General features: G+C 69.1%; 24 protein-coding genes. 11 read left to right on the forward strand and 13 right to left on the reverse strand.

The genetic code is table 11. The features are described from left to right. Positions 1-3: 3 nt before the first annotated feature. Positions 4-2,586, reverse strand: a complete 2,583-nt coding sequence (pepN, locus tag BLP73_RS12745) for an aminopeptidase N (protein WP_090745109.1) — start codon at positions 2,584-2,586, stop codon at positions 4-6. A gap of 194 nt (positions 2,587-2,780) precedes the next feature. Between pepN and BLP73_RS12750 the strand changes: the two genes are divergently transcribed. The 5 genes from BLP73_RS12750 to BLP73_RS12770 all read left to right on the forward strand — a co-directional run bounded on the left by BLP73_RS12750 (position 2,781) and on the right by BLP73_RS12770 (position 8,314). Next, entirely contained in the window at positions 2,781-3,272 is a 492-nt protein-coding gene (locus tag BLP73_RS12750; RefSeq protein WP_090745111.1) for a hypothetical protein, read from the forward strand. 160 nt (positions 3,273-3,432) lie between these two features. After that, positions 3,433-5,007 (forward strand): Re/Si-specific NAD(P)(+) transhydrogenase subunit alpha, encoded by a 1,575-nt coding sequence (locus BLP73_RS12755; RefSeq protein ID WP_090745115.1) that lies wholly within the window; start codon positions 3,433-3,435, stop codon positions 5,005-5,007. 10 nt (positions 5,008-5,017) lie between these two features. Then, positions 5,018-6,460, forward strand: a complete 1,443-nt coding sequence (locus BLP73_RS12760; RefSeq protein ID WP_090745118.1) for an NAD(P)(+) transhydrogenase (Re/Si-specific) subunit beta — start codon at positions 5,018-5,020, stop codon at positions 6,458-6,460. A 60-nt stretch (positions 6,461-6,520) separates the two neighbouring features. Beyond that, entirely contained in the window at positions 6,521-7,825 is a 1,305-nt protein-coding gene (locus BLP73_RS12765; RefSeq protein WP_090745121.1) for a DUF3422 family protein, read from the forward strand. A 144-nt stretch (positions 7,826-7,969) separates the two neighbouring features. Then, the gene (locus tag BLP73_RS12770; protein ID WP_245686662.1) at positions 7,970-8,314 is read left to right on the forward strand and encodes an arsenate reductase family protein; all 345 of its coding nucleotides are present in this window, start codon (positions 7,970-7,972) and stop codon (positions 8,312-8,314) included. A 10-nt stretch (positions 8,315-8,324) separates the two neighbouring features. On the opposite strand, the gene BLP73_RS12775 is transcribed toward BLP73_RS12770, so the two are convergent. From BLP73_RS12775 to BLP73_RS12795, 5 genes are all read right to left on the reverse strand, one after another. Continuing rightward, entirely contained in the window at positions 8,325-8,753 is a 429-nt protein-coding gene (locus BLP73_RS12775) for a protein tyrosine phosphatase family protein (protein WP_090745124.1), read from the reverse strand. A 70-nt stretch (positions 8,754-8,823) separates the two neighbouring features. Further along, positions 8,824-9,507 carry a phosphoglycolate phosphatase gene (gene gph, locus BLP73_RS12780; protein WP_175453354.1) on the reverse strand — a complete coding sequence of 228 codons (684 nt, stop codon included), beginning with the start codon at positions 9,505-9,507 and terminating at the stop codon, positions 8,824-8,826. Positions 9,508-9,720: 213 nt separating this feature from the next. Beyond that, the gene (locus tag BLP73_RS12785; RefSeq protein ID WP_245686663.1) at positions 9,721-10,128 is read right to left on the reverse strand and encodes a cytochrome c; all 408 of its coding nucleotides are present in this window, start codon (positions 10,126-10,128) and stop codon (positions 9,721-9,723) included. A 64-nt stretch (positions 10,129-10,192) separates the two neighbouring features. Continuing rightward, positions 10,193-10,861 (reverse strand): ABC transporter ATP-binding protein, encoded by a 669-nt coding sequence (locus tag BLP73_RS12790; RefSeq protein ID WP_090745129.1) that lies wholly within the window; start codon positions 10,859-10,861, stop codon positions 10,193-10,195. Next, the gene (locus tag BLP73_RS12795; RefSeq protein ID WP_090745132.1) at positions 10,854-12,155 is read right to left on the reverse strand and encodes a lipoprotein-releasing ABC transporter permease subunit; all 1,302 of its coding nucleotides are present in this window, start codon (positions 12,153-12,155) and stop codon (positions 10,854-10,856) included. Before BLP73_RS12795 ends, BLP73_RS12790 begins: the two co-directional genes overlap by 8 nt. A gap of 136 nt (positions 12,156-12,291) precedes the next feature. Here BLP73_RS12795 and radA point away from each other — a divergent pair, with 136 nt between their 5' ends. The 3 genes from radA (at position 12,292) to purF (ending at position 15,943) form a co-directional block, all read left to right on the forward strand. Beyond that, on the forward strand, positions 12,292-13,656 hold the full coding sequence (radA, locus tag BLP73_RS12800) for a DNA repair protein RadA (RefSeq protein WP_090745136.1): 1,365 nt from the start codon (positions 12,292-12,294) through the stop codon (positions 13,654-13,656). Between the two features lie 44 nt (positions 13,657-13,700). Continuing rightward, positions 13,701-14,318, forward strand: coding sequence for a CvpA family protein (locus tag BLP73_RS12805; protein ID WP_090745138.1), 618 nt, complete (start codon positions 13,701-13,703; stop codon positions 14,316-14,318). 134 nt (positions 14,319-14,452) lie between these two features. After that, positions 14,453-15,943, forward strand: coding sequence for an amidophosphoribosyltransferase (gene purF, locus BLP73_RS12810; RefSeq protein ID WP_090745141.1), 1,491 nt, complete (start codon positions 14,453-14,455; stop codon positions 15,941-15,943). Positions 15,944-16,025: 82 nt separating this feature from the next. Here purF and BLP73_RS12815 read toward each other — a convergent pair whose 3' ends face one another. The 4 genes from BLP73_RS12815 to BLP73_RS12830 are packed head-to-tail and all read right to left on the reverse strand — an operon-like array spanning position 16,026 to position 18,244. After that, positions 16,026-16,457, reverse strand: a complete 432-nt coding sequence (locus BLP73_RS12815; protein WP_090745144.1) for an NUDIX domain-containing protein — start codon at positions 16,455-16,457, stop codon at positions 16,026-16,028. Then, entirely contained in the window at positions 16,454-17,488 is a 1,035-nt protein-coding gene (locus BLP73_RS12820) for a 5-(carboxyamino)imidazole ribonucleotide synthase (protein WP_090745146.1), read from the reverse strand. Before BLP73_RS12820 ends, BLP73_RS12815 begins: the two co-directional genes overlap by 4 nt. Then, on the reverse strand, positions 17,481-17,966 hold the full coding sequence (gene purE / locus BLP73_RS12825) for a 5-(carboxyamino)imidazole ribonucleotide mutase (protein ID WP_090745149.1): 486 nt from the start codon (positions 17,964-17,966) through the stop codon (positions 17,481-17,483). The genes BLP73_RS12820 and purE overlap by 8 nt, the downstream gene beginning before the upstream one ends. Before the next feature lie 59 nt (positions 17,967-18,025). Then, positions 18,026-18,244 carry a YdcH family protein gene (locus tag BLP73_RS12830; RefSeq protein ID WP_090745152.1) on the reverse strand — a complete coding sequence of 73 codons (219 nt, stop codon included), beginning with the start codon at positions 18,242-18,244 and terminating at the stop codon, positions 18,026-18,028. Between the two features lie 216 nt (positions 18,245-18,460). On the opposite strand from BLP73_RS12830, the gene BLP73_RS12835 reads away from it, so the two are divergent. Both BLP73_RS12835 and BLP73_RS12840 read left to right on the forward strand, forming a co-directional pair. Next, the gene (locus BLP73_RS12835; protein ID WP_090745155.1) at positions 18,461-18,871 is read left to right on the forward strand and encodes an Hsp20 family protein; all 411 of its coding nucleotides are present in this window, start codon (positions 18,461-18,463) and stop codon (positions 18,869-18,871) included. 12 nt (positions 18,872-18,883) lie between these two features. Continuing rightward, positions 18,884-19,111, forward strand: coding sequence for a DUF1150 family protein (locus tag BLP73_RS12840; protein WP_090745158.1), 228 nt, complete (start codon positions 18,884-18,886; stop codon positions 19,109-19,111). Here BLP73_RS12840 and BLP73_RS12845 read toward each other — a convergent pair. After that, entirely contained in the window at positions 19,108-19,926 is an 819-nt protein-coding gene (locus BLP73_RS12845; RefSeq protein ID WP_090745161.1) for a TolB family protein, read from the reverse strand. The genes BLP73_RS12840 and BLP73_RS12845 overlap by 4 nt on opposite strands. Before the next feature lie 45 nt (positions 19,927-19,971). Further along, complete coding sequence (locus tag BLP73_RS12850; protein WP_090745165.1) at positions 19,972-21,681, reverse strand: bifunctional sulfate adenylyltransferase/adenylylsulfate kinase; 1,710 nt, start codon at positions 21,679-21,681, stop codon at positions 19,972-19,974. A 207-nt stretch (positions 21,682-21,888) separates the two neighbouring features. On the opposite strand from BLP73_RS12850, the gene BLP73_RS12855 reads away from it, so the two are divergent. Continuing rightward, positions 21,889-22,464, forward strand: coding sequence for a hypothetical protein (locus tag BLP73_RS12855; protein WP_090745168.1), 576 nt, complete (start codon positions 21,889-21,891; stop codon positions 22,462-22,464). Here BLP73_RS12855 and BLP73_RS12860 read toward each other — a convergent pair. Then, positions 22,458-23,090 (reverse strand): 2OG-Fe(II) oxygenase family protein, encoded by a 633-nt coding sequence (locus tag BLP73_RS12860; RefSeq protein WP_090745170.1) that lies wholly within the window; start codon positions 23,088-23,090, stop codon positions 22,458-22,460. The genes BLP73_RS12855 and BLP73_RS12860 overlap by 7 nt on opposite strands. Positions 23,091-23,117: the final 27 nt, after the last annotated feature.

A 23,117-nucleotide genomic window follows, 5' to 3' on the forward strand; every position in this document is an offset into this window, starting at 1 on the left:
CGATCAGGATCCCGCCGCGATCATGCGCGAGACCATCTCGCTGCTGTTCCGACTCAAACTTTCGAGAGCGGCGATCCGTTCCAGCGCCTGCCGCGCCCGTGCCCGCCGATCGGCGTCATATCGCACCCAGGTCTCGAAGGCCGAGGACATGCGCGCCGCGATCTGCGGATTGACCGGGTCCATCCGCATCAGCCAGTCGGCGGTGAAGTCGTAGCCCGATCCGTCCGCGGCGTGAAAGGCCGGGTGATTGGCGGCCAGCGCCCCCATCAGGGCGCGGAAGCGGTTGGGGTTCTTCCAGTCGAAATCCGGCCGCGCCGCAAGCTCGCGCGCGATCGCGACGGCCGTTTCCGGCGGCGCGGCCATGACCTGCACGCTGAACCACTTGTCCATCACTAGCCGGTTTGACCCGAACTCGTCCCGCATCGCCGCCAGCGCACGCTCGGCCCGGCCAAGGCGCACCAGTGCCGCCAGCGCGCCCATCCGCTCGGTCATGTTGCCGGCCGTGCCGAAGAGGATCTCGGCCCGCTCGCCGCCGTCGATCCGCGACAGCAGATGCAGGGCAGCCAGCCGCAGGGCGCGGTCGGCGCTGGCCGTCGCACCGGGGCTGTAGGGGCCCTCGCTGCGCAGCCGCGTGTAGATTTCCGCCAGGACCGGCTCATGCGCCTCGGCCAAATCGCGCGCGAGGGCCTCGCGGGCGGCGTGGATGGCAGCCGGGTCCGGGACCGTCCTATCCGCGTGAAGATGCGTCGCGACCTCTTCCTCGGACGGCAGCTGCAGGCAGAGCGCGCGGAAGGCCGCGTCAATGCCCTCGTCCGCCAGCAGGCGGCCGATCGCCGCGACATAGGCGCCGCCCGCGCCCGCCTCGCCCGAGGCGCCCGCCGCAAGGGCGGACAGAGCCAGGTCGCGCCCCGCGTCCCACCGCGCGAAGGCGTCGGTGTCATGGGCCAGAAGGAAGGCGCGTGCGCTGTCGTCCAGCTGGCGGCGCAGCATCACCGGGGCCGAGAAGCCGCGCAGCATCGACACGACCGGCCGCGCGCCCAAGGCCTCGAAGCGGAAGCTCTGGCGCGGCTCGGTCAGCTCGAGCACCGTCGTCGGCAGCACCTCGTCGCCGTTCGGCCCGATGAGCCCCATCGCCAGCGGGATGACGCGGGCCGGCTTGTCGGGCTGGCCCGGCGTCGGCGGCGTCTCCTGCCGCAGGTGAAGCGCCAGCGTGCCGTCCTGCCACTCTTCGGTCATGGTCACGACGGGGGTGCCGGCGTCGGTATACCAGCGCTTGAATTGCCCGAGGTCGCGGCCGGTCGCGTCCTCGAAGACCTTCAGCCAGTCCTCGATCGTGGCCGCGTCGCCGTCATGGCGGGCGAAGTAGAGATCCAGCGCCCGGGCGTAGCCCTCGTCCCCGACGAGGCGCTTCAGCATCCCGATCACCTCGGCGCCCTTCTCGTAGACGGTCGCCGTGTAGAAGTTGTTGATCTCCTCGAAGCGGTCCGGGCGCGGCGGGTGGGCCAGCGGGCCCTGGTCCTCGCGGAACTGCCGGGCGCGCAGGACCTGCACGTCCTCGATCCGCTTGACGGCCGCCGAGCGCATGTCCGAGGTAAACTGCTGGTCGCGGAAGACCGTCAGCCCCTCCTTCAGGCACAGCTGGAACCAGTCGCGGCAGGTGATGCGGTTGCCGGTCCAGTTGTGGAAGTACTCATGCGCGATGACGGCCTCGATCCGCTCGTAATCGGCGTCAGTCGCCGTTTCGGGCGAGGCGAGGACCAGCTTCGAGTTGAAGATGTTCAGCCCCTTGTTCTCCATCGCGCCCATGTTGAAATCGTCCACGGTGACGATGTTGAAGACCTCGAGGTCGTATTCGCGGCCATAGACCTCCTCGTCCCACCGCATCGACTTGATGAGCGAGACCAGCGCGAAATCGGCCCGGTCCTCGTCGCCCGGCCGCACCCAGACATTCAGCGCCACCTCGCGGCCCGAGCGCGTCGTGAAGCTGCCGCGCACCGCCACCAGTTCGCCCGCGACCAGCGCGAAGAGGTAGCAGGGCTTCGGCCAGGGGTCGTGCCACTCGGCCCAGCCCGCGCCCGAGGCGACGGGATTGCCGTTCGACAGCAGCACCGGCAGGTCCGACCGCAAGGTGACGCGGAAGGTCGTCATCACGTCCGGCCGGTCGGGGTAGAAGGTGATGTGGCGGAAGCCCTCGGCCTCGCACTGGGTGCAGAAGATGCCGTTCGAGAGGTAGAGCCCCTCGAAGGCGGTGTTCGCCTCCGGGTCGATCTCGACCTCGGTCGCCAGGGTGAAGGCGGTGCGGGGCAGGGCGGCCGCGCCGATGGTCAGCACTTCGCCCTCGCGCCGGACGAAGGCCGGATCGGGCGCCGCGCCGTCGATGGTCAGGCTGCCGAGGCGCAGACCGGCGCCGCCGTCCAGCATTAGGTCGGCGGCATTCCGCGCATCTTTGGGTTGCATGTCGATTTCGGCGCGGACGCGCGTGCCGGTCGGCGCGAGCGTGATGTCCAGCCGCGTCTCGGACAGCGTGAACGGGTATGGGCGGTAATCGGCCAGATACTGCACGGGCCGCTTGTCCTGCTGTGTCATCCTGTTCCTGCCTTGCAACCTGCCGCCGAAAAAAGCGCGAGGCTTCAGGAACCTCGGCTTCTACAATGTGTTAATCGGCGGATGAGGGCTCCGCAAGCCGTGCGGACCACTGATGAAGTTGACACCGGCGGGCCTCTCCCCGAGACCTGCGCCACCCGAATCCGGTGTTGAAACTCTGACAAGGAGGCCAGCCTATGACCTACGATCCGAACGACCCGAACCGCGTGAAGCCGACCCATACCGAGCACAAAGAGACCTATGTCGAGCCGGTGGAGAAGAAGTCCTCGGCGCTGCCGCTGATCATCGGCGTGCTGCTGGCTCTGGCCTTGGCGTACTTCGTCCTGACGCGCTTCATGGGCAACGACGCGACGGTCGTCGAAGGCGACACCACCACGGTGACGACCACCGAGGACACCGCGGCCGACACTTCGCCCGACGCCGTGGTCGTGACCGATCCGGAGCCTGCCGACACCACCGCGCCGGCAACGGACACGACGCCTCCGGCGGCGAACACCACGACGGCCCCGGCCGCCGACACCACCACCGCCCCCGCGACCGGCACTACCGCTCCGGCGGCGGACACGACCGCACCGGCCACGACCACGCCGGACGCCACGGCTCCGGCGACAGGGACCGATGCGCCCGCGACCGGCACCGACACCACGGCGCCCGCACCGGCCAACTGATCTTCGATCCTCACGAGGTGGAAGGGGCCCGGATCTTTCCGGGCCCCTTCTTCATGTCCCGCACCCGCCCGCTCACGACCAATCGCGGGGTTGTGAAACTTTCTTGCGCGATGCTATGCAAGCGGCGACAGGAACATCAACGGGCGGGGGCAATGAGGCCATGAAGATTGGCGCATTGAGGGAAAGCTACGAGGGGGAGGCACGGGTCGCCGTCACGCCTTCGTCGGCAACGCATTTGCAGAAGCTGGGCCACGAGGTCGTCATCGAGCAGGGCGCCGGCGCGCGAGCAGGCTTCTCGGACGAGGAATATCGCCGCTCCGGCGTGACGGTGGTTCCCACGGCGGCCGAGTTGATCGGGCAGGCGGATGTCGTCGCCAAGGTGCGCCAGCCGACCGAGGCCGAGCTGCGCCAGATGCGCGCCGGCCAGACGGTGATCTCGTTCTTCTATCCGGCCCAGAACGCCGAGCTGCTGGCCCTCGCCAAGGAGCAGGGCGTCACCGCCATCGCGATGGACATGGTCCCTCGGATCAGCCGGGCTCAGAAGATGGACGCGCTCAGCTCGATGGCGAACATCGCCGGCTACCGCGCGGTGATCGAGGCGGCGAACAATTTCGGGCGCTTCTTCACCGGGCAGGTGACGGCCGCGGGCAAGGTGCCGCCGGCCAAGGTCCTGGTGGTGGGCGCGGGCGTGGCGGGCCTTGCGGCCATCGGCGCCTCGGTCAGCCTTGGCGCGCAGGTCCATGCCTTCGACGTCCGCCCCGAGGTGGCCGAGCAGATCGAGTCGATGGGCGCCGAGTTCGTCTTCCTCGAGTTCGACCAGCCGGTGCAGGACGGTGCGGCGACGGGCGGCTACGCGGCCCCCTCCAGCCCCGAGTTCCGCGAGAAGCAGCTGGCGAAGTTCCGCGAGCTGGCGCCGCAGATGGACATCGTCATCACGACGGCGCTGATCCCGGGGCGCGACGCGCCGGTTCTGTGGACGCGCGACATGGTCGAGGCGATGAAGCCCGGCAGCGTCATCGTCGACCTCGCCGCCGAGAAGGGGGGCAACTGCGAGTTGACGGTCCCGGACGAGCGGATCGTGACCGAGAACGGCGTGACCATCATCGGCTACACCGATTTCCCGAGCCGCATGGCCGCGCAGGCCTCCGAGCTTTACGGCAACAACATCCGCCATTTCCTGTTCGACCTGACGCCGAAGAAGGACGGGGTCATCGCCCATAACATGGAGGATGACGTGATCCGCGGCGCGACCGTCGCCCATGACCACGACATCACCTGGCCGCCGCCCCCGCCGAAGGTCGCGGCCATCGCGGCGCAGAAGCCCAAGGAGAAGAAGCGCGAGCTGACCGTGGAGGAACGCCGCGCGGCCGAGGCCGTGGCGTTCCAGGGCGAGACGCGCCGCCAGGTGGCGCTGCTGGCCGGGGGCGGGGCGCTGCTGCTGCTGATCGGGCTTGTCGCGCCCGTCAGCTTCATGTCGCATTTCATCGTCTTCGTGCTGGCCTGCTTCGTCGGCTTCCGCGTGATCTGGAACGTCGCCCATTCGCTGCACACGCCGCTGATGGCGATCACCAACGCGATCAGCTCGATCATCATCCTCGGTGCGCTGATCCAGGTCGGGTCCGGCTCGGCCTGGGTGACGATCCTCGGGGCGTTGGCCGTGCTGATGGCCAGCGTCAACATCTTCGGCGGCTTCCTGGTCACGCGCCGGATGCTGGCCATGTTCCAGAAGTCGTAAGGGGGCCAAGATGGCATATGGTTTCACGACTGCGGCCTACGTGGTCGCTGCGGTCCTCTTCATCCTGTCGCTCGGCGGGCTGTCCGGCCAGGAAAGCGCCAAACGCGCGATCTGGTACGGCATCGCCGGCATGGCGCTGGCCGTCGTCGCGACCCTCTTCGGTCCGGCCTCGGGCAACTGGTTCCTCTCGGTCATCATGATTGCCATCGGCGGCACGGCCGGCTGGCTGATCGCCAAGCGCGTCCAGATGACCGAGATGCCGCAGCTGGTCGCCGCCATGCACTCGCTGGTGGGCCTTGCCGCGGTCTTCGTCGGCTTCAACGCCCAGATCGAGCTGGCCCGCGTCCTGCGCGCCCGCGCCGAGGGGCTGGCGATCGACTTCACCGGCTTCGCGGGCGTGCTGATGCACAAGACGCAGGCCGAGATCAACGTCCTGAAGATCGAGGTTTTCCTCGGCGTCTTCATTGGCGCCGTGACCTTCACCGGCTCGGTCGTCGCCTTCGGCAAGCTCTCGGGGCGCGTCGACGGCAAGCCGAAGAAGCTGCCGCTCGGGCACGCGCTTAACGCGGGCGCGCTGGCCGCCGCGTTCCTGTTCGGGGCGCTCTACCTGGCCGGCTTCGGGCCGGGCATCCTGTGGCTGATGCTGATCGCGGGGCTGGCCTTCTTCATCGGCTGGCACCTCATCATGGGGATCGGCGGGGCGGACATGCCCGTGGTCGTCTCGATGCTGAACAGCTATTCGGGCTGGGCGGCCGCGGCCATCGGCTTCACGCTCGGCAACGACCTGCTGATCGTGACCGGCGCCCTGGTCGGCTCGTCGGGCGCGATCCTCAGCTACATCATGTGCAAGGCCATGAACCGGCACTTCGTCAGCGTGATCCTGGGCGGCTTCGGCGGCGAGGCCGGCCCCGCGGCGCTGATCGAGGGCGAGCAGATCGCCATCGACGCCGATGGCGTGGCGGCGGCGCTGAACGACGCCGACAGCGTGGTGATCGTGCCCGGCTACGGCATGGCGGTGGCGCAGGCGCAGGCCGCGGTCAGCGAGCTGACGCGCAAGCTGCGCGCGGCGGGCAAGGAGGTGCGCTTCGCCATCCATCCCGTCGCCGGCCGCCTGCCGGGCCACATGAACGTGCTTCTGGCCGAGGCGAAGGTGCCCTATGACATCGTCCTCGAGATGGACGAGATCAACGACGACTTCCCCTCGACCGACGTGGTCATCGTCATCGGCTCGAACGACATCGTGAACCCCGCCGCGCAGGACGATCCGAACAGCCCGATCGCCGGCATGCCGGTGCTCGAGGTCTGGCGCGCCAAGCAGGTCTTCGTATCGAAGCGCGGGCAGGGGACGGGCTATTCGGGCATCGAGAACCCGCTGTTCTTTAAGGAGAACACGCGCATGTTCTATGGCGACGCGAAGGACAGCATCAACAAGCTGATCCCGATGCTGGACTGAGGCCGGGCAGGGGCCTGCAACGGCCCCGCCCTCAAACGACGCTTGCCGCAGGAAGGGCGCATGAACCCAGGTGCCGACCACCCGATGCGCTATGACTTGGTCAACGAGCTGCACGCCCGGCCCTCGCCGCGGCTGGCCGCTCCGGCCACGACCGTGTTCCTGGCCTTCAAGGAGCCGGGCGACGCCGCCAATCGCGACCGCAGCCTCGATCACGCGCATCTGGCCGAGATCGTGGCGCGGCATGGCGGCCCGCGTCCGGACCCCTCGGACAGCCATTACCAGGGCAGGCTGGGCCGGCACGACCTGAAATGGGAAAGCCATACCGAGTTCGTCACCTACATGGCGATGACGCCGGGCCTGCCGATCCGGCCCTTCGATCCCTCGGCGGCGGCCATCTTTTCCGACAGCTGGCAGGATGCCGCGCCGGGACGGCGCATCGCGGCCGTTATGGTGCAGGTGGACGTGCTGCCGGACGATCCGGCCGAGATCCCGTCCCGCATCGGGCCATGGTTCGCCGCCGACAGCCTCGCGATGGTCTGGGTGCTGGAGGAGAGCGCCGTCATCGCCAGCGACTTCCGCATCGACCCGGACGGCTGGATGCGCTTTGCCGTCTTCGTCCGGCCGGGTGTCGGCGAAAGCCGCATCGGCCGGCTGGTCCACCGCCTCGTCGAGTTGGAGACCTACCGCGCCGTCTCGATGCTGGGCCTCGGGCGGGCGCGATCCCTGTCGGCGCGGCTGAACGAGTTGCAGGCGCGGCTGACGGCGCTGGTGGACAGCATGGCCGACGATGCGCGCCCGGCCGAGGAGGTGCTGCACGACCTTCTGCCCATCGCGACCGAACTGGAGGCGCAGGCGGCTCAGCACAGCTTCCGCTTCGGCGCCACCCACGCCTATCAGGCGATCGTCAGCGACCGCATCGACATGCTGCGCGAGACGCGTTTCATGCAGGCGCAGATGCTGACCGAGTTCATGCGTCGCCGCTACCTGCCCGCGATGCGCACGACCTCGTCCGCCGAGGCCCGGCTGGCCGAGATGATGGCCCGCGCGACCCGCACCGGAGAGCTGCTGCGCACCCGCGTCGAGGTCGAGCGGCGGGCGCAGAACCAGAAGGTGCTGGAGCGGATGGACCGCCGCGCCGACCTGCAGCTGCGCCTGCAGCACACGGTCGAGGGTCTGTCGGTCGTCGCGATCAGCTACTACGCGGTCGGTCTGCTGTCCTATGCGCTGGCTCCGGCGGCCGCGGCGGCGGGCATCGACAAGACCTTTGTCGTGGCCGCCCTGACGCCTCTGACGATCCTGGCCGTCTGGTGGTCGATGCGGCAGGTGCGCCGGCGCCTGCACCACAATCCGGCCGAACACCCGTGACTGCCGGTGCCGCCACCGCCCGGACCTTTCTGACGGCCTCTCTGACGGAGCCTTGCATGCGTCTTTGCCTTTCGCTTCTCGCCCTCGGCCTGCTGGCCGGCTGCAACGTGCCTTTCGTTCCCTTGATCTGAGTTTGAGGAAACCATGTCCAAGACCCTGAAGATGTACGGCCTTTCCCATTGCTCGACCTGCCAGAAGGCGCAGGCGGCACTGGCCGAGCATGGCTGGAGCGTCGAGTTCCGCGATGTCCAGGCCGACCCGCTCTCGACGGAAGAGCGCGCCAAGCTGGCCGAGACCTTCGGCGAGAAGGTCATCAACCGCGCGAGCCTGACCTGGCGCGGCATGTCCGACGAAGAGCGCGCCGCCGATCCGGTGACGATGATGGGCGAGAAACCGGCCGTGATGAAGCGTCCCGCCATGATCGCGGGCGACACGGCGCTGCTGGGCTGGACGGCGAATGTGAAGCGGGCGCTCGGCGTTCCGGCCTGACGCCTCCGGCTCAGGCCTTGCGGCTGGCGAGCGAGGCGATCAGCGGCTGCACGCCGCTGAGATCGAAGCCTGCCTGCGCCGCCTTCGACAGGATCTCGTCCTCGGGCAGCTTGCCGGCCTGGTTCAGCGCCCAGAGCACGGTGCAGCGGTTGCCGCTGCGGCAATAGGCGATCACCGGCCCCTGGTCGCTGGTCGCCGCCGCGAAGTCCGAGATGAGCTGCGGCGTGATCTGGCCCGGATGGAAGGGCAGGTAGTGATAGCGCATGCCCGCAGCCGCGGCGGCCTGTTCCATGGCCAGATGGTCGATGGCCGGCTCGACCTCGTCATCGGGGCGGTTGTTGACCAGCACCTTGAAGCCCGCATCGGCCAGGGCCTGCACGTCCGAAGGCTGTATCTGCGCCGAGACGGCGAGGGTGGGGCTCAGCTGACGCAGGTCCATGGCAGGGCCTTTCCTTGGTTGGCACCCGGCGATTGAGACGGTTCCGGGGCCGATGTCAAGCCATGCGGCCTCAGCCCGCGGGAACGCGCGGGCGCATCTCGAGGACCAGCCGCACGAGCTGCGAGAAGTCGCTGAAGCTGGCCTCGTGCGCCATCTGCTCGACCGGGGTGTGGCGATAGCCCCCGGTGAACAGCAGGAAGGGCACCGAAGCCGCGGCCGCGCAGCCGGCGTCGAATTCGCTGTCGCCGACGAACAGCCCGGCCGCGGCGGCGTCTTCGGCACCAAGCGCGGCGAAGGTGGCATGAAGCGGCGCCGGATGCGGCTTCTTCTGCGGCAGCGAGTCGCCGCCGATCACCGCGCCGAAGAAGCCCGTCAGACCGAAATGCGCCAGCACGTTCCGCGTGGCCGCAAGCGGCTTGTTGGTGCAGATGCCCATGGGATGGCCCAGGTCGGCCAGCGCCGCCAGCGCCTCGGCCGCGCCGGGATAGAGCCGCGTCAGCGCGGTCGCGTCGTGATAGCGCGCCATGAAGGCGGCGATCAGCACCGGCCGGTCGGCCGGGTCCAGTCCGCGGGCGGCGATGATGCGCGACCACAGCAGCTCGACGCCGCCGCCGACGAAGCTGCGCACGCGGTCCAGCGGCAGCGGCGTGACCGCGTTCTCGCGCAGCACCGTGTTGACGCAGGCATGGATGTCGGGCGCGCTGTCGATGAGCGTGCCGTCAAGGTCGAAGACGATCGGGCAAGGCACGCTCATGACAGGACGACCGGCGCAGCGTCGGCGCGATCAAGATCTTTCGCGGGCATCGTGTTCTCCTTGCTCATCGCGGGTGATGTTTTTCGGTCGTGGGCTGTTCTGCAAGCATCAAGGCGCACGGCCACCAATGCTCATGTGACATAATTCGGCTTATTCTTGATCTGCATCATCTGCGCCGTGTCGGTTCTGTGCGTGGCGGAAGCGCCCGAATTCTCAGCGCTGGATGCTCTGCACGTAGTCCGCCAGCGCGACCAGGCGCGCGGATGTCGGGACCAGCTGGCCCGAGCCGTCGTCGAACATGACCTGCGGCCCGTCCAGCAGTTCGGAGAACTGCGGCATCGGGCTGTCGCTGCGGCCCATCGTGTAGCCCGCGATGTGGCCCATCACCTGCGTCTTCGGGAAGACGCCGCCATTGCGGCGCGAGACCAGCGTCACGTCGGCCGGCGCCGTCTCCAGCCCCTCGGCCAGCGGACCGCCGCCCCGGCCGTCGGGTCCGTGGCAGACGGCGCAATAGGCTGCGAAATCCGCGCGCGCACCGACTGCGGGCGTCGGCGGCGCGCAAGCCGCCACGATCGCCGCCAGCCCAAGTCCCGTTCCGACCGCCGTCACCATCGCCCGCATCGTTGTCCCCTGCCCTTTGTGGCCGTTTTCACAAGCATGACGCAAAGCCGTGGCGGCGGCAAGTTCAGCCGGCGGCGCCGAGCCGGATCACCCGGTCCATGCGGCCCGCAAGCTGATGATTATGCGTGGCAATCAGCGCCGACAGCCCGGTGTCCCGCACCAGCGACATCAGCATGTCGAAGACCCTGTCCGAGGTCGCGGGATCGAGGTTCCCGGTCGGCTCGTCCGCCAGCAGAAGCGCCGGCTGGTTGGCCAGCGCGCGGCAGAAGGCCACCCGCTGCTGCTCGCCGCCCGAAAGCTGCGCGGGCCGATGATGGGCGCGGTGCGACAGGCCCACGCGGTCCAGAAGCTCGGCCGCCCGCGCCCCTGCCGCACGCGGCGCGACGCCCTCGGCCAGCTGCGGCAGCACGATGTTCTCGGCGGCGCTGAACTCGGGCAGCAGGTGGTGGAACTGGTAGACGAAGCCCAGCTCGCGCCGGCGCGCCTCGGTCCGGGCGCGGTCCGGCAGGCCGGTCATGTCGCGCCCGTTCACCAGCACCCGGCCGCCATCCGGCGTGTCGAGGAGCCCCGCGATATGCAGAAGCGTCGACTTGCCCGCCCCCGACGGCGCGACCAGCGCCACAACCTCGCCCCGCGCGACGGTCAGGTCCAGCCCGTCCAGCACCGCGACGGGCGCCGGGCCGCCCTTGCCGTAGGTTTTCGAGATCGCCTCCAGCCGCAGCACGTCACTCATAGCGCAGCGCCTCCACCGGGTTCATGCGCGCGGCGCGGCGCGCGGGGAAGATCGTGACGATGAACGAAAGGGCCAGCGACAGGCCCACCGCGCGCAGGATGTCATAGGCCCGCAGCTCGGCCGGCAGGCGGTAGATGCCGCGCACCTCGGGCTGCCAGGCCCCGCCCCCGGTCAGCGCGTTCAGCGCCGCCATGATGTTCTCCACGTTCAGCGCCAGAAGGACGCCTAGGAACACGCCGGCCAGCGTACCGATGATCCCGGTGAAGGCCCCGCAAAGGAAGAAGACCCGCAGCACCGAGCCCTCGGTCAGGCCCATGGTGCGCAGGATGCCGATGTCGCGGCCCTTGTTCTTGACCAGCATGATCAGGCCCGAGGTGATGTTCATCGACGCGATCAGCACCAGCACCGACAGGATCACGAACATCACGTCATCCTCCATGTCGAGCGCGGCGAGGAACGAGCCCGAGGCGTCCCGCCAGTTCCAGACCTGCGCCCCCTCGCCCGCCACGGCCAGCAGCGGGAAGCTCCATTCGTCCACCCGCTCGGGGTCGGTGACGAAGACCTCGATCTCGTCCACGACCCCCTCGCGGTTGAAATAGGACTGCGCCTCGGCCAGCGGCATGTAGATGCGGGTGCGGTCGATGTCGTAGCGCCCGGCGCTGAAGACATAGGTGACCTCGTAGGCATTGACCCGCGGCGTCACGCCAAAGGCGGTGCGCGCCCCTTCCGGCGCGATCAGCCGGATGCGGTCGCCGACGCCCACGCCCAGCTCGCGCGCGATGCCGGCGCCGATGGCGATGCCCTCGTCGAAGCGGTCAAGCTCGCCATAGGAGGTCGCAGGGTCCACGATCCGCGGCATCGCCTCCAGATCGGCGCGGCTGATCCCGAAGACCTCGGCCACGTTCGAGGCGTCGTTGGCGCTGGCCATCACCTGCCCCTTCACGACTGCCGCCGTGCGGGTGACGCCCGGCACCTCGGCCAGCCGCGCCGCGATCTCCTCGTAGTCAGAGAACCGCCCGGGCACCACATAGACGTCGTCTGTGAACTCGTTCTCGATCCGCTGCGGGGCCATGTAGACCGTCGTGTGGGCGTTCGCCCCGAGGATCGTGTCCACGAACTCGGCGCGGAAGCCCGCGCGCACGGCCAGCGTCGCGATCAGCGCCATCACCCCGAGGGCGATGCCGATGAGGCTGATCCAGGTCATCACGCTGACGCCCCCCTCGGCACGGCGCGCGCGCAGGTAGCGCCAGGCGATCAGGAACTCGAACCGCGAGAAGGGTCTGGGTGTGGCCATCGTTCAAGCCTCTGGAAAGTCAGGCCGGACCCTTAACCCGCGCCGCCCGAAGTGCAAGCCGACAAGCGCGTGAGGTCTTCTTCGTTGGCCAAATACCCATCTTGCCGCCCGCGCCGCCTGGTGCCACAGATACGCGATGCCCAAACCCACCACAGCCTTCACCTGCACCGCCTGCGGCGCCGCCCACAAGAAATGGGCGGGCCGCTGCGACGCCTGCGGCGCCTGGAACACGATCATCGAGGAGGCGCCGCTGAGCCAGGGCCCCGGCCGCGGGCTCGGCGCGCACAAGGGCCGGGCCGTGCCGCTCTCGGGCCTCTCCACCTCCGAGCCGCCGCCGCCCCGCGCGCGCTCGGGCATGGAGGAGCTGGACCGGGTGCTGGGCGGCGGCCTCGTGCCCGGATCGGCGCTGCTGGTCGGGGGCGATCCCGGCATCGGCAAGTCGACGCTGCTTCTTCAGGCGGCGGCCGCCCTGTCGCGGCGCGACCTGAACGCGATCTATTTCAGCGGCGAGGAAGCCAGCGCGCAGGTCCGCATGCGCGCGCAGCGCCTCGGCCTCGGCGACGCGCCGATGCGCCTCGGGGCCGAGACGAACCTGCGCGACATCCTGACGACGCTGGACGCCGAGCGGCCGGATGTCGCGGTGATCGACTCGATCCAGACGCTCTGGTCCGACACGGTCGAGGCCGCGCCCGGCAGCGTGGCGCAGGTGCGCGCCGCCGCCCACGAGCTTGTGACCTTCGCCAAGCGGCGCGGCGTCGCCGTGATCCTGGTCGGCCATGTCACCAAGGACGGCCAGATCGCCGGGCCCCGCGTGGTCGAGCACATGGTCGACACGGTGCTCTATTTCGAGGGCGAGCGCGGCCACCAGTTCCGCATCCTGCGCAGCGTCAAGAACCGCTTCGGCCCCTCGGGCGAGATCGGCGTCTTCGAGATGACCGGCGCGGGGCTTGCCGAGGTCAGCAACCCCTCGGCGCTGTTTCTGAGCGAACGCGGCCAGCCCTTCGCGGGCAGCGCCGTCTTCGCGGGGATCGAGGGCACGCGGCCTGTCCTGACCGAAGTGCAGGCGCTGGTCGCCCCCTCGACGCTGGCCTCTCCCCGCCGCACCGTCGTCGGGCTCGACAGCGGCCGCGTCTCCACCATCCTCGCCGTGCTGGAAGCGCGCTGCGGCATCCCCTTCGCCGGGCTCGACGTGTTCCTGAACGTCGCCGGCGGGATGCGCGTTGCCGAGCCCGCGGCCGACCTCGCCATCGCCGGGGCGCTTCTTTCGGCGCGCGAGGACAACGCCCTGCCCCCCGAGGCGGTGCTTTTCGGCGAGATCAGCCTGTCGGGCGCGCTGCGTCCGGTGGCGCAGGCCGAAAACCGGTTGAAAGAGGCGCAGAAACTTGGTTTCACACAGGTGATCCTGCCCGAGGCGACGAAGCTGGAGGGGGTCGGAGGCATGGCGCTGCGGCGCATCACCGACCTGACCGGCTTCGTGGGCGAGGTCTTCGGCGCCGGCTGACAAGGCCGGACGAGCAACGACAACCGGCGCGAGGGGCTGGCACCATGGACGGATTCACGATCATCGACGCGGTGGTGGCCGCCGTCATCATCCTTTCCGCGATCCTCGCCTGGTCGCGCGGCTTCGTGCGCGAATCGCTGGCGATCCTGGGCTGGGTGGCCGCGGCCGTGCTGGCCTTCATCTTCGCGCCCACCGTGCGCCCGATGATCGCGCAGCTGCCCGGCCTCGACCGCTTCCTTGGCGACAGCTGCGAGCTGGGCACCATCGCGGGCTTCGCCGTCGTCTTCGCGCTGGCGCTGGTGATCTTCTCGATCATCACTCCCCTCTTCTCCTCGGTCGTGCAGCGCTCGGCGCTTGGCGGCGTGGACCAGGGGATCGGCTTTCTCTTCGGCGTGGCGCGCGGCATCCTGCTCGTCGCCATCGCCTTCATCGTCTATGACCGGGTGATGACAAGCCAGCAGGTCGCGATGGTCGAGCAGTCGCGCTCGGCCCAGGTTTTCGAGCGGATGCGCGGCCAGATGGACCAGAGCATCCCCGACGACGCGCCGGGCTGGATCGTCAACCGCTACGAGCAGATGGTCCGCGGCTGCGCCGCCACCGGCGCCCCCGTCTCGCCCACCAGCACTCCGGCTGCGGCGCCGGACGCGCCCGCCGCCAACTGAACCACCCCGCGCGGGGCCTGCCGTCATGACAGTCGCATGACGAAAAAGGGTCCCGCCGCGTCGCGGGAGGGCGTGACTTTGGGGGTCGCGGGCACTACATAGCGCTCGACAGCCCAAGCCATCAGGACGCGCCGATGCAACCTTTCCTGGCCCATCCGTTCGATTCGGACCGTCTGCACGAGGAATGCGGCATCTTCGGCGCCATCGGCGTCGCCGACGCGTCGAACTTCGTGGCTCTCGGGCTCCATGCGCTGCAGCACCGCGGGCAAGAGGCTGGCGGCATCGTCGCTCATGACCCCGAGCACGGCTTCAACAGCGCCCACCGCTTCGGCTATGTCCGCGACAACTTCACCAAGCCCGAGGTGATGGCCACCCTGCCCGGCCCGCTGGCCATCGGCCATGTCCGCTACTCGACCGCCGGCACGAAGGCGAACACCGCGATCCGCGACGTGCAGCCCTTCTTCGGCGAGTTCCACATGGGCGGCTGCGCCATCGCCCATAACGGCAACATCACCAACGCCGCCGCCCTGCGCCGCGAGCTGATCGAGCGCGGCTCGATCTTCCAGTCCTCCTCGGACAGCGAGTGCATCATCCATCTGATGGCGCGCTCAATCCAGCGCAACATTCCCGAGCGGATGAAGGACGCCCTGCGCCGCATCGAGGGCGCCTTCAGCGTCATCGCGATGACCCGCACCAAGCTGATCGGGGTACGCGACCCCTTGGGCGTGCGCCCGCTGGTCCTCGGCAAGGTCGGCGAGGAAGGGTTCGTCCTCGCCTCCGAGACCTGCGCGCTGGACATCATCGGCGCCGAGTTCCTGCGCGAGATCGAGGCGGGCGAGATGGTCGTCATCTCGAAGGGCCAGATCGAAAGCTCGCGCCCCTTCGGCCCGTCCACCGGCCGGTTCTGCATCTTCGAGCATGTCTATTTTTCGCGCCCCGATTCGATCATCGGCGGCCGCTCGGTCTACGAGACGCGCCGCCAGATCGGCGTGGAGCTGGCCCGCGAGGCCCCGGTCGAGGCCGACCTCGTCTGCCCCGTTCCTGATAGCGGCACGCCCGCGGCGATCGGCTTCGCGCAGGAGTCGGGCATCCCCTACGGGATGGGGATCATCCGCAACCAGTACATGGGCCGCACCTTCATCGAGCCCTCCGAGCAGATCCGCAACATGGGCGTCCGGCTGAAGCTGAACGTCAACCGCGCGCTGATCGCGGGCAAGCGCGTGGTGCTGGTCGATGACAGCGTGGTGCGCGGCACCACCAGCCGCAAGATCAAGGACATGATCCTGGACGCCGGCGCCGCCGAGGTGCATTTCCGCATCGCCTCGCCGCCCACGGCCTGGCCCTGCTTCTACGGCGTGGACACCCCCGACCGCGACAAGCTGCTGGCCGCCAACATGACGCCCGAGGAGATGCGCGATTGGATCGGCGTTGACAGCCTGTCCTTCGTCTCGCTGGACGGCCTCTACCGCGCGGTCGGCGAAGCCGGGGGCCGCAACGCCGCCTGCCCGCAATATTGCGACGCCTGCTTCTCGGGCGACTACCCGGTCGCGCCCTTCGATCAGCTCGAGCGCGGGTTCCGGATGAAGGCCGGCTCGGAAACCGCGGGAAAGATGGCGGCGGAGTGACTGCGTCCCGCGGTGGCCGGGGGCGCTTCGCTCCCCGCACCCCCCGAGGATATTTCCGCACAGAAGATGACGGCGGCCGGGCTCAGGGGAAGATGGTCTCGAGCGCGTCATAAGTCGCGCTTGCGCCGTCCCAGATCGCGGCGGCAAGGCCGTCCGGCTTGTGGCGCAGGGCGTGGAGTTCCGCTTGCGTGACCCATCGGGCACGATTCACCACGCCCTCCGGGTCGGCCAGGGTGAGGTCACCGCCGGTGAGATTGGCGCGGAAGTGGATCTCGACCTGGTGGAAGCGGCGGGCGGGGTCGTGGAACTCGTTGACGAGGAACGGGACGCCGACCTCGATGGTGAGGCCGGTTTCCTCGGCCACCTCGCGGGCGAGGTTCTCGGGAAGCGCGCGATGGGCGTTCACGCCGCCGCCGGGCAGGCACCAGAGGTCGGACTGCTGGCCGGGATAGGCGTTGACCACCAGGACGCGGCCCTCGTGGAGGATGGCGGCGCGAACGGCGAGGCGGATCATCCGGTGATCCGGTTCGCGTGTCCCATCTTGCGGCCCGGACGCGGCGCGCCCTTGCCATAAAGATGCAGCTGGACGCGCGGCTCGGCCAGAAGCGCGGGGACGCGGTCCAGGTCGTCGCCGATCAGGTTCTCCATCACGACATCCGCGTGGCGCTTGCCGTCGCCGAGCGGCAGGCCCGCGACCGCCCGGATGTGCTGCTCGAACTGGTCGACGGCGCAGCCGGCCTGGGTCCAGTGGCCGGAATTGTGCACGCGCGGGGCGATCTCGTTGACGATAAGGCCCTGCGGGGTCACGAAAAGCTCCACCCCCATGACGCCGACATAATCGAGCGCGTTCGCGATGCGGGCGGCGATGAGGACGGCGTCGGTCGTCATCCGGCCGGGCAGGCCGCAGGGGACCGTCGTCGTCCGCAGGATGCCGCCCTCGTGGACGTTGAGGCCCGGATCGAAGGCCGCCACCGCCCCGTCCGCGCCGCGGGCGATGATCACGCTGATCTCGGCGGTGAACTCGACGAAGCCCTCGAGCACCGACGGCGCGCCGGTCCAATCCGCGGGGCCATCGCCGATGCGGACCTGGCCCTTGCCGTCATAGCCCATGCGGCGGGTCTTCAGGATCGCAGGGCGGCCGATGCGGGCGATGGCAGCCTCCAGCGCCGCCTCGTCGGGGACGTCGGCGAAGGGGGCGGTGGCGAGGCCAATCTCGTTCAGGAAGGTCTTCTCCGTCAGCCGGTCCTGCGAGACGGCCAGGGCGCGACGGCCGGGGCGGATGGGGCGGATCGACTCCAGCAGGTCGAGGGCCGTGGTCGGGACGTTCTCGAACTCGTAGGTGATGACGTCGACGCTTTCGGCGAAGGCGCGCAGGGCGTCTTCGTCCTCGTAAGGCGCCTGCGTCACGCGCCAGGCGACATCGCCGGCCGGGGCAGCGCCCGGCTCAAAAATGTGGCAGCGGATGCCGAGCCGGGAGGCCGCGACCGAGAGCATGCGGCCGAGCTGGCCGCCGCCGAGGATGCCGATGGTGCGGACCTCACTCATCGCGCGGCTCCTCGGGGATCGAGGCCGAGAGCGCCGCGCGCCAGGCGTCAAGCCGCCCGGCCAGAGCCGGATCGCTCAGCCCCAGGATGCCGGCCGCCATCAGCCCGGCATTGGCCGCGCCCGCCGCGCCGATGGCCATGGTGGCGACCGGGTAGCCCTTGGGCATCTGCACGATGGAATAGAGCGAGTCGACGCCCGACAGCGCCCGCGTCTGCACCGGCACGCCGATCACCGGCACCCGCGTCTTCGACGCCATCATCCCCGGAAGATGGGCCGCGCCCCCTGCCCCGGCGATGATCACCTTCAGCCCGCGCCCGGCGGCGGACTTGCCATACTCCCAGAGCCGGTCGGGGGTGCGATGGGCGCTGACGATCTTCGACTCGTAACGGATGCCCAGCTCGTCCAGGATGACCGCCGCCTCGCGCATGGTCGGCCAGTCGGACTGGCTGCCCATGATGATTCCCACCGCTACGTCCATCGCGCGCCCCCGTGCCGTTCGCTCGCGCTTCGCATAGCGCGCGGCGCGGAGGCCCGCAATCAGGCGATGATGTCGGGCAGAAGCTCGTCCTCGATCCGGGCGATCTGGTCCTTCAGCATCAGCTTCTGCTTCTTCAGTCGCTGGAGCGCGAGCGTGGACGTCAGTTGCTGCGCCTGGAGCGCCGCGATCGCCTCGTCGAGATCGCGATGCTCGCAGCGCAGTCCCTCCAGCTTCGCGCGGAGGATGTCCTCGTGGTTCATGTTGTGCTGCATGTTCATCGGAGAGCCCTGTTGGGATGCCGTCTCGCGTCATTATAGCGCACCGAATGCCGCCTGTTAATCCTGAGGATGCAACAACTTCGGCAGAAGAAGCTGAAGGCCGGGCGCGACGCCGGGGCAGGCTTGCAAAGCCGCCCGGCCCCGACCATATCCAAGGTCAGCCGGTTGCCGATCGCGGGGCCGGCGCGACAGTCGCTTCAACGGGAACGGGCTGACATGACGAAGATTTCCTTGGGATCGCATCCCTACCTGCTGGGCTTCGACCAGCTGGAACGCCTTGCTGAACGCGCCGCCAAGGGCGCCGAGGGCTTTCCGCCCTACAACATCGAACATATCGCCCCGGACGGGTTTCGCATCACGCTGGCCGTCGCCGGCTTCAGCGAGGACGACCTGAGCGTCACGACCGAGGACCGGCAGCTGGTCATCCGCGGCCGCACCGCCGACAGCGAGGCCGAGCGGGTGTTCCTGCACCGGGGCATCGCGGCGCGGGCCTTCCAGCGCAGCTTCGTGCTGGCCGACGGGGTCGAGGTCGAGGCCGCCGCGCTCGAGAACGGCCTGCTCCATGTGGAGCTTCGCCGCGTTCAGCCGCAGCAGGTCGTGCAGACCGTTCCCATCAGCCGCAGGTAAAGGGGGTCAGTCATGGACAGTCCGTACAACTTCCCCGAGGGGCAAGACGCCCGCACCGTCTACATCCGCGAGGTCGCGACCGAGACCTTGCCGCAGGAGATCCGGCGCCAGCTGCCGGGGGTCAACGTGCTCTATGCCGTCCACGACACGGATGGCGAACGGCTGGCGCTGGTGCGCGAGCGCTCGCTGGCCTTCGTGCTGGCCCGCCAGAACGCGCTGACGCCGGTCAGCGTCCACTAGCCTTCCGTCGCCCCGGGCGCGTAGCGCATGAAGGCGAAGGCTTCGCCGTCCGGCGACCAGCAGGGCACGTTGATCGTGCCCTGCCCCCCGAAGAGGTCCAGCAGCTTGCGCCGCCCGGACCCGTCCGGCGCCATCAGCCAGAGCGAGACGTTCAGATCGCGCGGATGGCCCTCCGTCCCCGGCGGATAGGCCAGATAGAGGACGTGCCGGCCGCAGGGCGAGGGATGCGGGAACCAGTTGACGTTTCCGTCGCGGAAGACCGGGGCCGCCTCGCTGCCATCCGGGCGCATCCGCCAGATCTGCGCGTGGCCGGTCTCGTCAGAGTTGAACCAGATCCAGGTCCCGCAGGGAGAGAAATCCGGTCCGTCGTGATGGGCGGCGGCGGGCGTCAGCACCGTCTCGTCGCTGCCGTCGGGGCGGGACGTGGCGATGCGCACCGTCCGGTCGCCGCGGGCGCAGGCATAGGCGATGCGCTCGTCCTGTGCCGCGTGCCACCAGCTCGGTCGTTCCAGCGGAAGGGTCGTGACGCGGGCGCCGTTCCAGACATGGATGCCAGAACCCTGCGCGTCATGCGCCGAATAGATGATCCGCCCGTCCGGCAGGAAACCGTGATCGTTGTTGCAGCGCTCGTCATGACCGGTGACGATCGGCTCGAGCATGCCCTCGCTTGCCCGCCAGAGCCGGCCTTCGCCGTTCACCAGGAACCAGCCCTCGGGGTGCCAGTTCGGCGCCTCGATCAGCATGGGCGTGCGCAGGACGATGCGGACCTGCCCTGACGCGAGATCGATGATTTCGAGGGAAGATCGCCAGTCCATTGCGCCTCAGTGAAAATGGGCAGCCGCAGCGGCCGCCCGTCAGGATCAGGAGAGGCCGATCAGCCCCATGCTTTCCAGCTTCAGCAGCACCTGATGGGCGGCGCTGTCCACGTCGATGTCGGTGGTGTCTATCCGCAGCTCGGGGCTGGTTGGCGCCTCGTAGGGGTCCGAGATGCCGGTGAACTCCTTGATCTTGCCCTCGCGTGCCAGCTTGTAGAGACCCTTGCGGTCGCGGCGCTCGCATTCCTCCAGCGGGGTCGCGACATGGACCTCGACGAAGGCGCCGCCGGCCTCGATCATCTCGCGCACGGCGCGGCGGGTCGCGGTATAGGGCGCGATGGGCGCACAGATCGCGATGCCGCCGTTCTTGGTGATCTCGGACGCGACATAGCCGATCCGCTTGATGTTGATGTCGCGGTGCTCTTTCGAGAAGCCCAGCTCCGACGACAGGTGCTTGCGGACCACGTCGCCGTCCAGCAGCGTGACCGGGCGTCCGCCCATCTCCATCAGCTTGACCATCAGCGCGTTGGCGACGGTGGACTTGCCCGAGCCCGAGAGGCCCGTGAAGAAGACCGTGAAGCCCTGGTTCGCGCGCGGCGGCGAGGTGCGGCGCAGCTGCGTCACCACCTCGGGGAAGCTGAACCATTCGGGGATGTCCAGCCCCTCGCGCAGCCGGCGGCGCAGCTCGGTGCCGCTGATGTCGAGGACGGTGGAGCCTTCCGGGATCTCGTTGGCGGGGTAATAGCTGGCTTTTTCTTGCACATAGACCATGTGCTTGAAGTCCACCATCTCGACGCCGATCTCGGCCTCGTGCTGCTTGAACAGCTCCTGCGCGTCATAGGGGCCGTAGAAGTCGACGCCCGCGCTGTTCTTGCCGGGGCCGGCATGGTCACGGCCGACGATGAAGTGCGTGGCGCCGTGGTTCTTGCGGATCAGCCCGTGCCAGACGGCCTCGCGCGGGCCGGCCATGCGCATGGCGAGGTTCAGGAGCGATAGCGTCGTGGTCGCGGCCGGGTACTTGTCCAGCACCGCCTCGTAGCAGCGCACGCGGGTGAAATGGTCCACGTCGCCCGGCTTCGTCATGCCGACGACCGGGTGGATCATCAGGTTGGCCTGCGCCTCGCGGGCGGCGCGGAAGGTCAGCTCCTGATGGGCGCGGTGCAGCGGGTTCCGGGTCTGGAAGACCACCACGCGCTGCCAGTTCAGCTTCTTGAACATCGCCCGCAGCTCGTTCGGCGTGTTCCGGCGGGCGCGGAAATCGTAATGCGTCGGCGCTTGCAGGCCCTTGATCGGGCCGCCCAGATAGACCGGGCCGGCGGTGTTGTGCAGGTAGTTCACGGCCGGATGGGCCAGATCGTCGGCGCCGAAGACCTTCTCGGCCTCGCGGGCCTTGTTCGGCAGCCATTTGTCGGTGACCGACATGATCGCCAGGATCACGCCCTCCTGGTCGCGCAGGGCGATGTCGGTGCCCGGCTCCAGCCCCTCGGAGAACTTCTCGGAGACATCGAGCGTGATCGGCATCGGCCAGAGCGCGCCCGAGGAAAGGCGCATGTTCTCGACGACGCCGTCGTAATCCGCCTCGGTCAGGAAGCCCTTGAGCGGGCTGAAGCCGCCATTCATCAGCAGCTCCAGGTCGCAGATCTGACGCGGGGTCAAGTCCCAGCTGGGCATCGCGCCGGCTTCGTCCTTCAGCGCCAGGGCTGCCTCGGGCGAGACGTAAAGTTCGGGAATCGGCAGATGGTTCGACTGTGTCATGGCTGGGCTCTGAAGGTTGCGGGCGCGGATCGGGACGCAGGCAAGCTGCGCTTGAGCACGCCTTTAGCGAGAGTGAAAGCGATATTCAACCTTGGGAAAACGCCTCCGCCGCTTTTTTCCGCCGGTCTGTGGCGGCGCATCGCTGGAACCCCGGCAAGCGGTCACCGTTGGGTCACGACAGCAAACGAGAACGAAGGAGGTCTGACCATGACCCAGCAATCGCAAGCCCATGAGCCCGCCACCCCCGACGAGCAGCGCGCGCTGAGCCGCGACGAGCAGGAGCTTGCCGATCAGGCCCGCAACCCGGCGCTGCAAGGTCTTTCCGATCGCGAGCTTGGCGATCTCGTCTCGCTCCTGCGCGAGCGGCGCAACCGCGCCCGCGACATCGCCGACCGTCAGCGCCGCGAGGCCCGCGGCAAGGCCGAGCCGGCCGGCGCCAGCGCCGCGGGCGGGAACGAGGGGACGATGAGCAAGCACGACTACCTCGGCGAGGCGCTGGACCGCGCCATGGCCGAACGCGATCGCCGTGCCGGCGGTGCGGAGGCCGAAGCCGAAGGCGGCGAGACGCAGGCTGACTTGGCGCGCAAGGCGCAGGCCATGGCCGAGGCGGGGCGGTCGCAGAACCCGATGATGGAGGACGGGGCGCCGCTGCATCCCGCCGATCCCGATGCGAGTTCCGGCAAGGCCGGCATGGCCGCCACCGAACGCAACACCGCCCCCTCGGGCGCTTTGGATCACGCGGGCGAAGGCCCCTCGCGCGAGCGGTCGCGGACGCGCTACTGATCCGTTGCAGGCGACAGGGGCTGCCGCGTCCGTGCGGCAGCCTCGTCATAGAGGAAGGGCAGGAAGACGAAGCGCCGCCCCGCCGTCACCGGGTCGACCTGGTGCAGCAGGCTGCAGGAAAAGACGATCCCTGCCCCGGCCGGCGCGCGATAGCGCCGCGCGCCGAACTCGGGGAAGGTCAGTCCGCCCCCTTCGAAATCATCGTTCAGCGGCACCGACAGGGCGAAGCGGCGATGGGCGGTACCCGGCGTCGTGTTGTCGCGATGAGCGCGGAAGTGACCGCCTTCCTCGGCATCGTAACAGGCGACGAGATAGCGCTCCATCCGCGTGACGTGGAAAGCATGAGCGCGCTGGATCGCGGGCACGACACGGTCGATGATCCGCTGCTGGATGGCGCCGACAAGGCTGCGCTCCTCGATCATTACGTCGCGGCGGCTCTTGTGGCGCGGATCGTGCTTGCCGACGGTGCGGCCGTTCTCGTTCACCATGAAGCCGGACCGCTCGCCACCCTCGCGGTCGTAGATGTCGATCAGCGTCCGGCACAGCTCGGGCGGGAAGACGCCCGGCAGGATCAGGATCGGCGCGAACGCGTCCGTGTCGGAGGTGATGGGAGGGCTCTGGATCATGCGGCAAGGCTAGGCCCGGCCGCATGT

It is taken from the genome of Paracoccus tibetensis (genome assembly GCF_900102505.1).
Classification (GTDB): domain Bacteria; phylum Pseudomonadota; class Alphaproteobacteria; order Rhodobacterales; family Rhodobacteraceae; genus Paracoccus; species Paracoccus tibetensis.